Genomic DNA, 13,801 nt, shown 5'->3' with positions numbered 1-13,801 from the left:
AGTCGCCCCGGTGGCGGTGCAATGACAATCCCGGTGCTTGGCTGCGCGAGAGCAAAACCAGCAGACGGTTTTATGAAGTGCCCTTCGGCGCGCGCAGCGCCGCCGGAAGTATGACGGCTTTGTCACTCGCGCCGACTGTGCGAGAACACAGATTCCAGATGCACCACTACCGCGACTGTGCGGGGGACCCGCTTATGCGCTAGCGGTGTGAGCCGCTTTCTTTTGCCTATCTTTTCTTTGCGGCATGCAAAGAAAAGTAGGTGTGTAGTGGTCAAGTAAACATGGACACCCGGAAAGGGGAATATTTAAAAAAGTGAAGCTTCGCATCGTGCCGGCGGCTGACCGCCTGCTGCCGAATGGATGCGACGGTAGTTATAAAAGTCGTCGATGTAGGCCCCGATGTCGTGTTCGGCGTGCGCGTGATCGGGGTACCCTTTCTCGTCGATCCATTCGCTTTTCAGGCTTCTGAAGAAACGCTCCACCGGCGCGTTGACGCTCCTATGTCAAGCAACAGGCGTCGAATCGGCCAGATCAGCCAGAATGAGCGGGTACAGCTCCCGGACGATATAGCGTTTCAGGCAGCGGTGGATTTCCTTGTGCGACATGCCTTCCTTTGTCCGACGATCGACGTAGGTCCGGGTACGTGGATCACTGCGCATCCGAACCATCGCAATGGTCCATAGGGCGTTGTTCGCAGACCGGTCACCGCCCCTGTTCAAACGATGCCGGACCGTCTTGCCGGACGACGCCTGCAATGGACTTGTGCCACAGAGTGCCGCCAGCGCCGCTTCACTTTTCAAGCGTTCGGGATTGTCGCCCGCCACAGCAACCAATACTGCAGCGGTCTGCGGGCCGACGCCGAATCGTTCGCGAAGTCGCCTGGCATGCTGGCTGGTCAGGCTGTCAAGCATGGTGTCGAGTGCTTTGATCTCCTCTGCCAGCGTCAGCCAACGCTTCGCCAGCAAACGCAGTGTGGTCGTGAGCGTTTGCAACATTGGCGTTTTGCCCAACGAGCGAAGACGGGCGCAACCTTCAACGCACTCTGCAGTCTTCGCTTTCAGAAGACGCTCACGGATTTCCTGGGGAGCGCTCACGAGCAAGGCCCGTAACTGATTGATAGCCTGCGTCTTTGCCTTGACTGCACTGCGTCTCGCAACGGAGACGGCGCGCATTGCCTCCGCGGCGCCGGATTGCTCCTTCGGGATAGCCGTAGCCTTTCCGGCGAGGACTGCGCGCGCCGCGTTCTCGGCATCGGTGGGATCGGACTTCCCTTTAGATCGGCGCATCGCGCGATCGGGACGATTGACTTCAAACACCTCAATCTCATGATCGCGAAGCACGCGGGTCAATCCCGCTCCGTAGGTTCCAGTCCCTTCAACGCCGGCGCGCCGTAGTTGGCCGAACGAATTTGCCCAGGTCAGCAGCTCGAAATAGCCTGCTGTGTCGGTCGATACCGATAGCGTTCCGAGAAGCCTGCCTGTATCGCTGATCACAGCCCCGACATGCTTATCCAGATGCGTGTCAACACCCAGAATCACTTCGTTTTGTTCCATGCGTATATCCGTTGTAGTGGGCGCATCGCCAACCCCACTCGCAGGACAGGACACTCACGGTGCAGAACAAAGCTCCTATCAGGTCACAGACGGTGAGCCCGGCAACGCTCGGGGAACGCCGGAATCCGATCGACAGGTCAACGCAAAGGCAGCTTGGCCAATCCCAGCACGGGTCAGATCGGTCCGACATTCAGAAGCGATCTTAGACTGAGTATCCCAGCAATTCCCCTTTCTACTCATGCTCTGAACGATGCCGTTTGCCTTCAGTTCGTTCACGAAGTGCGCGCTGGTGTACTGGCATCCCTGGTCCGAGTGGAACATCAGCCCCGGCGGCGGACGTCGCTGGTCGCGCGCCTGCTGCAAAGCCCTGATGACCAGTGCTGTATCAGGCAGCAGTGCAAACGCCCAGCCGACGATGCGGCGCGAATACAGGTCCATCACGATGGCCAGATACGACCAGCCCTGAAGCGTTCTCACATAAGTTATATCTCCTGCCCACACCTGGTTGATGGACGGCGGCTCGAAGTTACGCGCCAGCAGATTCGGCGCCACCAGCGCCTCGCCATTGCTCTTCTGATAGCGATGCGTGCGCTTTCTGGTGACCACCAGTTGCGCGCGCTGCATCAACGTGCGGGCACGATAACGCCCCACCTTGTGACCGCGCCTTTGAAGCTCATCCGACATCCTGCGGCTGCCATAGCTGCAGCGGGTTTCGCGATGAATTTCACGTGCAGCGGCCATCTGCGGGCAGGGCGTTGGGCTAGCCGACGGGCGCCCCGCGAACGCGTAATAGCTGCTGCGCGCCACTTTCATCACCTCACACATCACCCTCACAGGCCAGGCCTTCTTCAGTGAATGGATCACTTCGAGAAGCGATCCATTTCCTTGACGAAGAAGGCCGTAGACTTTTTTAGAATGTCGCGTTCCCTCTCGAGATCAGCGACCTTCGCCTCGAGCTCGCGAATGCGACGCGCATCGGTCTCGATCTCTATCGCTGTGCGCGGTGGTTTGGCCTGCTCCTCGCGCCACCGCGCGACCCAGCGACGCAACGCCGTGTCGCCAACGCCCAGCGCTTCGCAGGCCTGCGAGTACGAATAGCCCTTGCTGACCACCAGCTGGACTGCTTCTGCCTTGAATTCTTCAGGAATGTTCCGTCTGCTCATTTCTCACCTCTGTTGGAGAATTATCCCCTTTAGAGGTGTCCAGCTTCATTGAACCACTACAGTGCCGCCCCGCACAGGGGCAACGCTAATAGACCAACACCAATTCAAGGAAAGGCCAAAAAAACCAGATCAAGCAAAAGCCAACACCGCAAGCAGATAGCCAAAAGCCGCCGAGCGGCGAAACACGTCAAGGAAGACCAACACCGCAGCTACACCGAAACAAGCGCCGCGAAGGCAAAAAAACCATCTCACTAACCTTGCGCTTCAAAAGCAGCCGCAGCCCGCCCTAACCGGTCATTAACAGCAATCCACTCAATCGTATCCGGCAGCTTCTCGATCAGAATCCGGCTAACATCCGCGCGATCCAGCGCCCTAAGCAACCCATATAACTCACGCGCATAAACATGCGGATCTTCAGGCGCGGCAATGAAATGCACGCCTTCAGCATGAGCCCATTCGCCTGCGCGGGAAGCTCGCGCCACCAGGGCAACGCGTTCGCCGCCTTGGCGCGCCGCAAGCAAAGTCTGCAACGCATCAAACGGCAACAAAGCCAACGGCGTACGCGGCGCATAGTGCGCCTTCAATGTACCCGAAGCCCGCGGAGCCGTCGCATCCGACCCATCGGGCAAACGTGGCGCCTCGCCGAGGACATCGGCGATATCTTGCGGCGTGACCCGCCCCGGCCTCAATAGCGCCGGAAACCCGCGTGACAGGTCCAGGATCGTCGACTCAATCCCGACATCCGATGCACCACCGTCCAGCACATGAATCGCGCCGCCGAACTCATCACGCACATGCTGCGCTGTAGTTGGGCTCACATGGCCGAAGCGATTCGCCGACGGCGCAGCGACGCCACCATGCCCGCCACGCAACGCGCTGAATGCTTCCAGCAAAGCCTGGGCAACCGGATGCGATGGGCAGCGCAAACCCACCGAATCCTGCCCACCACTGACCGCTGCATTAATTCGCGCCGCGCGCTTCAGGATCAACGTGAGCGGTCCTGGCCAGAACGCATCGATCAAGCGCTGCGCCTCCGCCGGCAAATGCTCGACCCAGTAGTTCGGATCGCCCTGCGGCGCCAGATGCACGATCACCGGATGATTCGCCGGGCGGCCCTTCGCCGCGTAAATACGCGCCACCGCGTCCGGACTCTCGGCGTCGCCACCGAGTCCGTAGACTGTCTCCGTCGGGAACGCGACGAGGCCGCCCGCGTCGAGCAGCGCGGCCGCATGCTCGATCTGCCCAGCGCTCACAGGCAAGGCGCTCGTGGTGCCTCCCTCCGCAGGTTTGCTTTGATCCGGCATGGCGCTCGCGTCAGCTCGTGATGATATGCAGAAGCCGCGCACAATCGCGCGCCGCCGTGCGGGCTTCTTCGAGCGTCGCGGCCGTGAAGTTCACGTGACCCATCTTGCGGCCGCAACGCGCGTCTTCCTTGCCATACAGATGCAAACGCGCCGCCGGCATCGCGGCGACTTCGTGCCACGGCGGTGTCACCGCCGCCTGCTTCGGCCCACCCGGGAACCAGACGTCGCCGAGGATGTTCAGCATTACCGCCGGCGAATGCTGGCGCGTGTCGCCGAGCGGCATACTGGTCATCGCACGGACCTGCTGTTCGAACTGGCTGGTCGCGCAGGCGTCGACGGTGTAATGGCCGGAGTTGTGCGGACGCGGCGCCATTTCGTTGGCGACCAGCGTTCCGTCTTCAAGAATGAAGAACTCCACGCACAGCACGCCGACATAGCCGAGCTTGTCCGCGATTTGCAGCGCAGCCTGTTGCGCTTGCCCGACCAGTGTCGGGCTCGCATCCGGGGCGGGAACGATGGTGTGCGACAGCACGCCGTCGCGATGCGTGTTCTGCGCCAGCGGATACACCACCGACGCACCGCTCGCCGCGCGCGCGATCAACGCGGACACTTCGAACTTCAACGGCAAGCGCTTTTCCAGCACACACGGAACGCCCGCGAGCGACGCATGCGCCTCACGCACTTCCTCGGCGTTGCGCACGCGGATCTGGCCTTTGCCGTCGTAGCCCATGCGTGCAGTCTTGAGAATGCCCGGCAGCACGGCGTCGAGCTTCGCATCGTCGAGCGCGGCCAGCGCGGCCGACGATTCGATCACGACATGCGGCGCCACCGTCACGCCTGACGACGCAATAAAACGCTTCTCGGCGATCCGGTCCTGCGCCACGGCGACGCAACGGCCCGCCGGGCTGACAAACGTAGTTTTAGCGAGAAAATCGAGGCTCGCGGCCGGCACGTTCTCGAATTCAGTGGACACCGCCGCGCACAACCGCGCGAGTTCGGTGAGCGACGCTTCGTCGTCGTAAGCCGCACGGATATGGCGATCGGCGACCGCGCCCGCGGGACTGTTTTCGTCCGGATCGAGCACGGCGACGCGATAGCCCATCGCCTGAGCGGCAAAACAGAACATGCGGCCGAGCTGGCCGCCACCGACCATGCCAAGCCATGCGCCGGGCAGAATCGGTGAAACCGGTGTGTTGTCTGGGTTCATCTTAGTGGTCGGTCACAACCAGATGCGCATGCAAAACATGCAATAACAGCATCCGGCCGGGGGTCAGACATTGGGGACGTCTAAATGCAATCAGCCCTGGCGCTTACAGCGCCGGCAGCACCATTGCGTGGGCTGCTTCGTTCTGGCGCACACGGAACGCAGCCAGTTTCTCCGCATATTCGGCGCTCGTGCCGCTCAGAATCGACACCGCGAACAGCGCCGCATTCGCCGCGCCTGCTTCGCCGATTGCGAACGTGGCAACCGGCACGCCCTTGGGCATCTGCACGATCGAATGCAACGAATCGACACCCTTCAGATACTTGCTCGCCACCGGCACGCCGAGCACCGGCACCGTGGTCTTGGCGGCCAACATGCCCGGCAGATGCGCCGCGCCGCCCGCACCCGCGATGATCGCGCGAATGCCGCGCGCACGCGCGCTTTCGGCATAGGCAAACATCTCGTCAGGCATCCGGTGCGCGGATACGACCTTGGCTTCATACGGCACGCCGAATTCCTGCAAAATCGCGACGGCGTTCTTCATCACTTCCCAGTCGGAACTGGAGCCCATCAGCACGCCGACAACCGGGGCGCCATGCGTATGGGCAGTCTGGACTTCACTCATCTTACGGCTTCCTTGTTTCTTGAGCGGTGCGAACCGTAGTTAAGCGAGCGTGTGTCCGGTCAGGCGTTCGAGCGCTTCCTGGTACTTCTCGCCCGTCTTGGTGACCACGTCGTCCGGCAGCTTCGGTGCGGGCGGCTCTTTCTTCCACGGCTGGGTTTCGAGCCAGTCGCGCACGAACTGCTTGTCGAACGACGGCGGGTTGGTGCCGACCTGATACTGGTCAGCCGGCCAGAAGCGCGACGAATCGGCAGTGAGCGCCTCGTCCATCAGATACAGCTGGCCGTGGTTATCCAGACCGAATTCGAACTTCGTATCCGCGATGATGATGCCGCGCGTGGCGGCGTAGTCAGCGGCTTCCTTGTACAGCTTGATCGAGATGTCGCGGATCGTGGCCGACAGTTCGGTACCGATACGACGCTCCATCTCGTTGTACGTGATGTTTTCGTCGTGGTGGCCCATTTCGGCCTTGGCTGCCGGCGTGAAAATCGGCTCGGGCAGCTTTTGCGCGTTTTGCAGGCCCGGCGGCAGTTCTACGCCGCACACCGAACCGGTTGCCTGATAGTCTTTCCAGCCGCTGCCGGCCAGATAGCCACGCACCACCGCTTCGACGAGGATCGGCTCGAGGCGTTTCACTACCACTGCACGGCCCTTGACCTGCTCGACTTCGTCAGCCGCCACCACGGACTCGGGCGCCACGCCCGTGAGGTGATTCGGCACCACGTGCTTCAGTTTCTCGAACCAGAAGTTCGCCATTTCGTTGAGCACGCGGCCCTTATTCGGAATCGGCTCGCCCATGATGACGTCGAACGCCGACAGACGGTCGGTCGTGACGATCAGCAACTGGTCGTTGCCCACCGCATAGTTGTCGCGGACTTTACCGCGGCCGAGCAGCGGCAGCGAGTGGAGCGTGGATTCGTAAAGGGTAGACATCGTCGTGGTTCGCTAAAAGTAGGGCAAAAAGTGTGACCGGAACAAAAGGGAAACGCCGTTCCCCGGATGATGCGGGAACGGCGATCGAACGACAACCTGGCCAATCAGCCAAGTGTAGAGCTTGGTTATAGCTTAGCGGACGACTTGCGCGAGGTCGCCCGATTTGTACTTCTCCGCGATTTTATCAAGCGAAACCGGCTTGATCTTGCCAGCCTGGCCTTCGCAGCCGAATTGCGTGAAGCGCTCGAGGCAGATCTTCATCGCAGCTTCACGCGCCGGCTTCAGGTAGTCGCGCGGATCGAACTTGCCCGGATTCTGCGCCATGTAGCGGCGGATCGCACCGGTGATCGCCAGACGCAGGTCGGTGTCGATATTGACCTTGCGCACGCCGTTCCTGATACCTTCCTGAATCTCTGAAACCGGCACGCCGTAGGTTTCTTTCATGTCGCCGCCGAATTCGCGGATTTCCGCGAGCAGTTCCTGCGGCACCGACGACGAACCGTGCATCACCAGGTGCGTGTTCGGAATGCGCTGGTGAATTTCCTTGATGCGCTGGATCGACAGGATGTCGCCCGTGGGCTTCTTGCTGAATTTGTACGCGCCGTGCGACGTACCGATCGCGATCGCGAGCGCGTCGCATTGCGTCTGTTTGACGAAGTCGGCAGCCTGCTCCGGGTCGGTCAGCAATTGTTCGCGGGTCATCGTGCCTTCCGCGCCGTGGCCGTCTTCCTTGTCGCCCTTCATGGTTTCCAGCGAACCGAGCACGCCCAGTTCCGCTTCCACCGTGATGCCGATCGAGTGCGCCGCTTCAACCACCTTGCGCGACACGTCGACGTTGTACTCGTACGATGCGACCGTCTTGCCGTCGGCTTCGAGCGAACCGTCCATCATCACGCTGGTGAAACCGCTGCGGATCGCCGCCATACAGACCGCCGGCGATTGACCGTGGTCCTGGTGCATCACGACCGGAATGTGCGGGTACGACTCCACCGCCGCTTCGATCAGGTGACGCAGGAACGGCTCACCCGCGTACTTACGCGCGCCGGCCGACGCCTGCATGATGACCGGGGCGTTGACCTTGTCGGCCGCCGCCATGATGGCCTGCACCTGCTCCAGGTTGTTCACGTTGAATGCCGGAATGCCATAACCGTTTTCGGCGGCATGGTCCAGCAGTTGACGCATTGATACGAGAGGCATGCTTAACTCCTTAGATTGAAACGAATTCTGTGCCGCCGGCATCTTTTGGGGCGATTTTATCGCGAAGCAAGCTGCATACCCGTTCACACCTTCCCTAAAGCGCGTCACTTGCGGACCTTCGCCGCACGCGCGATTGGAGTCTGTGCGCCGCCTCTCGCGGGGCATGACAGCCTGCTTCGCTCAATCAAGCCTGCGTGCCGATCGAGCAGTCTTCGGTCTACACCGAATCAATACGGCTCACCGACGCGCACGATCTTCAGCGTATTCGTGCCGCCTGCCTGGCCCATCGGCTCGCCGACGGTCAGCACCACCATGTCGCCGCGCGACGCGTAGCCCTTGCTGACCACGGTTTCCAGCGCCTGCTGCAACGCGGTGTCGCGGTCGGTGCTGGTGTCCAGATGCAGCGACGTGACGTTGCGGTAGATCGCCATCGCCCGTTCGCTGCCGACGCGCGGCGTGAGCGCGAAAATCGGTACGTGCGTCCAGTGACGCGACATCCAGAGCGCGGTCGAACCCGATTCGGTCAACGCAACGATCGCCTTCGCGCCCAGGTGGAACGCCGTAAACAGCGCGCCCATGGCGATGGACTGGTCGATTCGCGTAAACGTGCGGTCGAGGAAGTCCTTGTCCAGCTCCGACTGCTCCGACTTTTCGGCTTCGAGGCAGATCGCCGCCATCGTCTCGATGGTCTGCACCGGGTACTTGCCCGCTGCGGACTCGGCCGACAGCATCACCGCGTCCGTGCCGTCCAGCACCGCGTTGGCGACGTCCGACACTTCAGCGCGGGTCGGCACCGGAGCGTAGATCATCGATTCCATCATCTGGGTCGCGGTGATCACGAACTTGTTCGATTCGCGCGCCATACGAATCATGCGCTTTTGCAGCGCGGGAACTGCGGCATTGCCCACTTCCACGGCCAGGTCGCCGCGCGCGACCATGATGCCGTCCGATGCGTCGAGGATGCCTTGCAGTGCCGGAATCGCTTCCGCCCGCTCGATCTTCGCGATCATCTTCGGCTTGATGCCGTAGGGCGCACCCGCGATGTTCGCGAGCTGGCGGGCCATTTCCATGTCGGTGGCGTTCTTGGGGAACGATACCGCGACGAAATCCACACCGAGCGACATCGCCGTGCGGATGTCTTCCATGTCTTTGGCCGTCAGGGCCGGCGCCGTCAGGCCACCGCCCTGGCGATTGATGCCCTTGTTGTTCGACAGATCGCCGCCGATCTTCACGGTGGTGTGGATCTCACTGCCGAGCACGCGCACGACGTCCAGCACGATCAGGCCGTCGTTGAGCAACAGCACGTCGCCCGGTTTCAGGTCGCGCGGCAGGTCCTTGTAGTCGAGCCCGACGCGATCGTCGTTGCCGAGTTCGCACTCGGCGTCGAGGATGAACGCGTTGCCGGGAACGAGCGTGGTCTTGCCGTTTTCGAATTTGCCGACCCGAATCTTTGGACCTTGCAGGTCAGCCATGATGGCAACTTCACGGCCGGCCTGGCGGGCCGCCTCGCGCACGAATTCGGCGCGCTGGCGGTGGTCGTCGGCGGTGCCGTGCGAGAAATTGAGCCGCACCACGTCGGCCCCTGCCTGAATCATTTGCAGCAGGATTTCCGGCGTACTGGAAGCCGGTCCGATGGTAGCGACAATCTTGGTGGCGCGATGCATGAGTCTCCTCGTCTGGGTGGGATCGCTGGAATGAGCGCTGCGAGTCGGATGCGGAGGCTGCGCACCGAAGGGTGCTGCTGGGGGCTGCGCGCCGGTTGAAACCTGCGTCGCTTTATGGGGTGAAGCGGTGTTCGACACCGGCACGGGGGGTGCCGGTGGGGGTGCGAGTGCGACCTCTTCGTCCGGGAGTTCTGCCTGCGAGTGGGCGGCTTGTCCGGTGGACAACGCCGCTGCCTCATTGGCAGTGGTCAACTCCGCGAGCGCGAGGGGCGACCCGGATTCTTCCTGCTGCGGGACAACAGATTCGGCCGCGGCTGTCGTGGCGGTGGAGCGCGCTTCGCGCTCCCCTGCCGTTGCTGCTGCGGTGTTGCGCGGCTTGCCGCCGCGCGCTTTTGCAGACTTCGCTGAGGGGGAGCGCGTCACCACGTTAAGCCCGCGATTCCAGGACTTCGACCGCGGGCAGCTTCTTGCCCTCGAGGAACTCGAGGAAGGCGCCGCCGCCCGTCGAGATGTAGCTGACCTTATCGTGAATGCCGTACTTGGCAATGGCCGCCAGCGTATCGCCGCCGCCTGCAATCGAGAACGCCGACGATTTGGCGATCGCGTCAGCCAGCGTCTTCGTACCGTTGCCGAACTGGTCGAATTCGAACACGCCGACCGGGCCGTTCCACACGATCGTGCCGGCTTTTTCCAGTTGTGCGGCGAGCACCTTGGCGGTTTCCGGTCCGATGTCGAGGATCATGTCGTCGTCTTGAACATCGGCGACAGCCTTGACTTCAGCCTTCGCGGTGGGCGAAAACGCTTTCGCCGTGACCACGTCGGTCGGGATTGGTACGGAGGCGCCGCGGGCTTTCGCCGCGTCGATGATGACCTTGGCTTCGGCGACCAGATCGGCTTCGGCGAGCGACTTGCCGATCTTCAGGCCGGCCGCCAGCATGAACGTATTGGCGATGCCGCCGCCGACGATCAGCTGATCGACCTTGTCAGCCAGCGATTTCAGAATAGTCAGCTTGGTGGACACCTTCGAGCCGGCGACAATCGCCACCAGCGGACGCTTCGGTGCACCCAGTGCCTTGCCGAGCGCCTCGAGCTCAGCGGCCAGCAGCGGGCCGGCGCAGGCAACCGGCGCGTATTTGGCGATGCCGTGCGTGGTGGCTTCGGCGCGGTGCGCGGTGCCAAAGGCATCGTTCACGTAGATGTCGCAGAGCTTCGCCATTTTCTGCGCGAGCTCGTCGGAATCCTTCTTCTCGCCCTTGTTGACGCGGCAGTTTTCCAGCAGCACGAGCTGGCCCGGCGCGACGTTCACGCCGTTTTCGACCCAGTGGGCGACCAGCGGCACATCACGGCCAAGCAGCTCGGCGAGGCGCTTCGCGACGGGCGCAAGCGAATCTTCCGGCTTGAATTCGCCTTCTGTCGGACGGCCCAGGTGCGACGTGACCATCACGGCGGCGCCCGCGTCCAGCGCGGCCTTGATCGCCGGCACGGAGGCGCGGATACGGGTGTCTTCGGTGATGTTGCCTTGATCGTCCTGCGGCACGTTCAGATCGGCGCGGATGAACACGCGTTTGCCGGACAGCTTGCCTTCGGCGATCAGATCGGAGAGACGCAATACCTTGTTCATGGGCTTTTGTGCATGCGAGTTGATGGGAAGGCGGTGGCGGACAACGCGCTCGGGTCCAAAGCGCGGCAAACTCCAGCGCTTCGGCACGGCAGCGGCTCCACTGAATCGGGTGCCGGCGGCATGGCCGCGGCTGTCGCGCCATGCACCGGCGCGCTTATCCCGGAAACGACCATTTTAACTGATCCACACTACCTTCTGACCCGCAGCCAGGCGAATGTCCCGTATTTGGAGGATGCAGCGCGCATGTCGCGGCGCAGCATTTTCAGCTCGATCACTTACATGAACAGGCGCAAGAGCGTGAACACGACCATTCCCAGCACAATCGTACCGAGCATGGTGCGCCGCCACAAAAACCACGCAAGACCGGACAGCGTGGCGTAAAACTCGTGATTCGACGGTGCGAACGAGAGCCCGTCCGGCGTCGCCAGCACATCGGGCAACACGACGGCGGCAAGCGCCGCGGCCGGCGCATAGCGCAGCATCCGCTGGACGCGCGCTGGCAAAACCGTGCGCTCGCCGCCGATTAGAAACATCGCGCGTGTCACCGCGGTGACGAAGGTCATGCCAATAATGGCCAGCCAGATCTGCGTGGATGTCATCGGGAATCTCCGGCGCTGTTGCGGATGCGGCGCAAGTCGGCGCGCTCGACCATCAGATCGGCCGCGCTGCCGGCGACAATCGCCGCGATTACCGCGAGCGGCAGTGCGAGCCGGTACGGCAGGTCGAAAGCAAGCAGCGACACCACGCCGGCGACGCTGACGGCGACCAGCGTGGAGCGCGTGGCGATCGCCGAGACCATGATGGGCAGCAGTGCCAGCGTACCCGCGAGTGCGAGGCCCCAGTTGTCCGGGATCAGGCTCGCCAGCAGAATGCCGACGATCGACGACACCTGCCACGACAGCCAGCTGCACGTCGCCATGCCCCAGAAGTACGCCTCTTTACCCGGCACGTAACCGATCTGGAAACTCTTCTTCTGGAACAGCAGATAGATCACGTCGCCGTTGAAGTAACCGAGCACGATGCGCCGCCACATGGGCAAATAGGAGAAATGCGGCGCGAGGCCGGCGCTGAAGATCACGAAACGCGTATTGACCATCGCGGCCGTGAGCAGCACGGTCCAGATCGGCAGTTTGGCGGCGAGCAGCGGCAACACGGCCAATTGCGACGATCCGGCGTAGCACAGCAGCGACATGGTGAGCGCCTGCGGCAGCGTGAGCACGGACTTGCTCATCGCAATGCCGGTGACGAGGCCCCAGGAGAAAATCGCCATCAGCGTGGGCGAATAGTCGCGCGCGCCCTGACGAAAGGCACGGCGATCAGTATCTGACAGACGAGCGAGCATGAGGCGAAACGCTTTGGCACCAAGGGGCGCCGCAACGAAGGGAGGTCGGCGCCAGGTCGTCAAGCACCCGCTGGCGCATCCGGATATGAATTATGCGTGCGCCGAATTATAGCGCCCGCCGTGCGGCCAAATGCCCGTTTCGTGTGCAAAAGACGCTAAAATGACGCTCCCACACCCTACACCGCACCCGCTGGAGAATCGTATGTCAATGGCCGACCGCGACGGCAAGATCTGGATGGATGGCAAGCTCATCGACTGGCGCGATGCCAAGATCCACGTGCTCACGCACACGCTGCATTACGGCATGGGCGTTTTCGAAGGCGTACGCGCCTACAAGACGGCGGACGGCGGCACAGCGATTTTTCGCCTCCAGGAGCACACCAAGCGCCTGCTGAACTCGGCCAAGATCTTCCAGATGGACGTCCCGTTCGACCACGAAACGCTGGCGGCCGCGCAGTGCGAAGTGGTCCGCGAAAACAAGCTGGAATCCTGCTACCTGCGCCCGATCATCTGGGTCGGCTCGGAAAAGCTCGGCGTGTCGGCCAAGGGCAACACGATCCACGTGGCGATCGCCGCCTGGCCGTGGGGCGCTTACCTCGGTGAGGACGGGATTGCCAAGGGCATCCGCGTGAAGACTTCGTCGTTCACGCGCCATCATGTGAACGTGTCGATGGTTCGCGCCAAAGCTTCGGGCTGGTACGTGAACTCGATTCTCGCCAACCAGGAAGCGATTGCCGACGGTTACGACGAAGCGCTGCTGCTGGACGTAGACGGCTACGTGTCGGAAGGCTCGGGCGAAAACTTCTTCCTCGTGAACAACGGCAAGCTGTACACGCCGGATCTGGCGTCGTGCCTCGACGGCATCACGCGTGACACGGTCATTACGCTGGCGCGCGACGCGGGCATCCAGGTGATCGAAAAGCGCATCACGCGTGATGAGGTCTACACCTGTGACGAAGCGTTCTTCACCGGCACCGCCGCGGAAGTCACGCCGATCCGCGAACTCGACAACCGCACGATCGGCTCGGGCGCACGTGGCCCGATCACCGAGAAGCTGCAATCGGGCTTCTTCGATATCGTGAACGGCAAGAGCGACAAGTACGCGCACTGGCTGACCAGGATCTAACGCGCGCTGCCCCGCCCTTGGGCCCTCGGCCTCCCGGCGGTGCAACGCACGCACTCTGCATACAACGAGAAA

The 13,801-nt window shown here is 62.3% G+C and carries 14 protein-coding genes; 1 reads left to right on the top strand and 13 read right to left on the bottom strand.

Annotation, left to right across the window (positions count from 1 at the left end; translation table 11 throughout):
- Positions 1–305 precede the first annotated feature (305 nt).
- From ACUN0E_RS23405 to ACUN0E_RS23345, 13 genes are all read right to left on the bottom strand, one after another.
- On the bottom strand, positions 306–482 hold the full coding sequence (locus ACUN0E_RS23405) for an integrase core domain-containing protein (protein WP_445568079.1): 177 nt from the start codon (positions 480–482) through the stop codon (positions 306–308).
- A gap of 21 nt (positions 483–503) precedes the next feature.
- Positions 504–1,553 (bottom strand): IS110 family transposase, encoded by a 1,050-nt coding sequence (locus ACUN0E_RS23400; RefSeq protein ID WP_408341249.1) that lies wholly within the window; start codon positions 1,551–1,553, stop codon positions 504–506.
- A 78-nt stretch (positions 1,554–1,631) separates the two neighbouring features.
- On the bottom strand, positions 1,632–2,417 hold the full coding sequence (locus tag ACUN0E_RS23395) for an IS3 family transposase (protein ID WP_445568078.1): 786 nt from the start codon (positions 2,415–2,417) through the stop codon (positions 1,632–1,634).
- Entirely contained in the window at positions 2,414–2,716 is a 303-nt protein-coding gene (locus ACUN0E_RS23390; RefSeq protein WP_256456800.1) for a transposase, read from the bottom strand. Before ACUN0E_RS23390 ends, ACUN0E_RS23395 begins: the two co-directional genes overlap by 4 nt.
- Positions 2,717–2,967: 251 nt before the next feature.
- Positions 2,968–4,020 (bottom strand): L-threonylcarbamoyladenylate synthase, encoded by a 1,053-nt coding sequence (locus ACUN0E_RS23385; RefSeq protein ID WP_445568077.1) that lies wholly within the window; start codon positions 4,018–4,020, stop codon positions 2,968–2,970.
- 10 nt (positions 4,021–4,030) lie between these two features.
- Positions 4,031–5,227: a 5-(carboxyamino)imidazole ribonucleotide synthase gene (locus ACUN0E_RS23380; RefSeq protein WP_445568076.1), complete on the bottom strand. Its 1,197-nt coding sequence runs from the start codon at positions 5,225–5,227 to the stop codon at positions 4,031–4,033.
- A gap of 103 nt (positions 5,228–5,330) precedes the next feature.
- Positions 5,331–5,849, bottom strand: a complete 519-nt coding sequence (purE, locus tag ACUN0E_RS23375; RefSeq protein ID WP_445568075.1) for a 5-(carboxyamino)imidazole ribonucleotide mutase — start codon at positions 5,847–5,849, stop codon at positions 5,331–5,333.
- Between the two features lie 39 nt (positions 5,850–5,888).
- Entirely contained in the window at positions 5,889–6,779 is an 891-nt protein-coding gene (locus ACUN0E_RS23370; RefSeq protein WP_408240999.1) for a phosphoribosylaminoimidazolesuccinocarboxamide synthase, read from the bottom strand.
- 132 nt (positions 6,780–6,911) lie between these two features.
- Positions 6,912–7,976: a class II fructose-bisphosphate aldolase gene (gene fba / locus ACUN0E_RS23365; RefSeq protein WP_408240996.1), complete on the bottom strand. Its 1,065-nt coding sequence runs from the start codon at positions 7,974–7,976 to the stop codon at positions 6,912–6,914.
- A gap of 227 nt (positions 7,977–8,203) precedes the next feature.
- The gene (gene pyk / locus ACUN0E_RS23360) at positions 8,204–9,640 is read right to left on the bottom strand and encodes a pyruvate kinase (protein ID WP_408240993.1); all 1,437 of its coding nucleotides are present in this window, start codon (positions 9,638–9,640) and stop codon (positions 8,204–8,206) included.
- A gap of 427 nt (positions 9,641–10,067) precedes the next feature.
- Positions 10,068–11,261, bottom strand: a complete 1,194-nt coding sequence (locus tag ACUN0E_RS23355) for a phosphoglycerate kinase (RefSeq protein WP_445568074.1) — start codon at positions 11,259–11,261, stop codon at positions 10,068–10,070.
- 275 nt (positions 11,262–11,536) lie between these two features.
- On the bottom strand, positions 11,537–11,860 hold the full coding sequence (locus ACUN0E_RS23350) for an AzlD domain-containing protein (protein ID WP_408394318.1): 324 nt from the start codon (positions 11,858–11,860) through the stop codon (positions 11,537–11,539).
- Complete coding sequence (locus ACUN0E_RS23345) at positions 11,857–12,603, bottom strand: AzlC family ABC transporter permease (protein WP_408394316.1); 747 nt, start codon at positions 12,601–12,603, stop codon at positions 11,857–11,859. Before ACUN0E_RS23345 ends, ACUN0E_RS23350 begins: the two co-directional genes overlap by 4 nt.
- Before the next feature lie 202 nt (positions 12,604–12,805).
- Between ACUN0E_RS23345 and ACUN0E_RS23340 the strand changes: the two genes are divergently transcribed.
- Positions 12,806–13,729, top strand: coding sequence for a branched-chain amino acid transaminase (locus tag ACUN0E_RS23340; RefSeq protein ID WP_011489743.1), 924 nt, complete (start codon positions 12,806–12,808; stop codon positions 13,727–13,729).
- Positions 13,730–13,801 lie beyond the last annotated feature (72 nt).

Source organism: Paraburkholderia sp. D1E, assembly GCF_052682275.1.
This window is presented reverse-complemented; position numbering and strand designations above follow the sequence as displayed.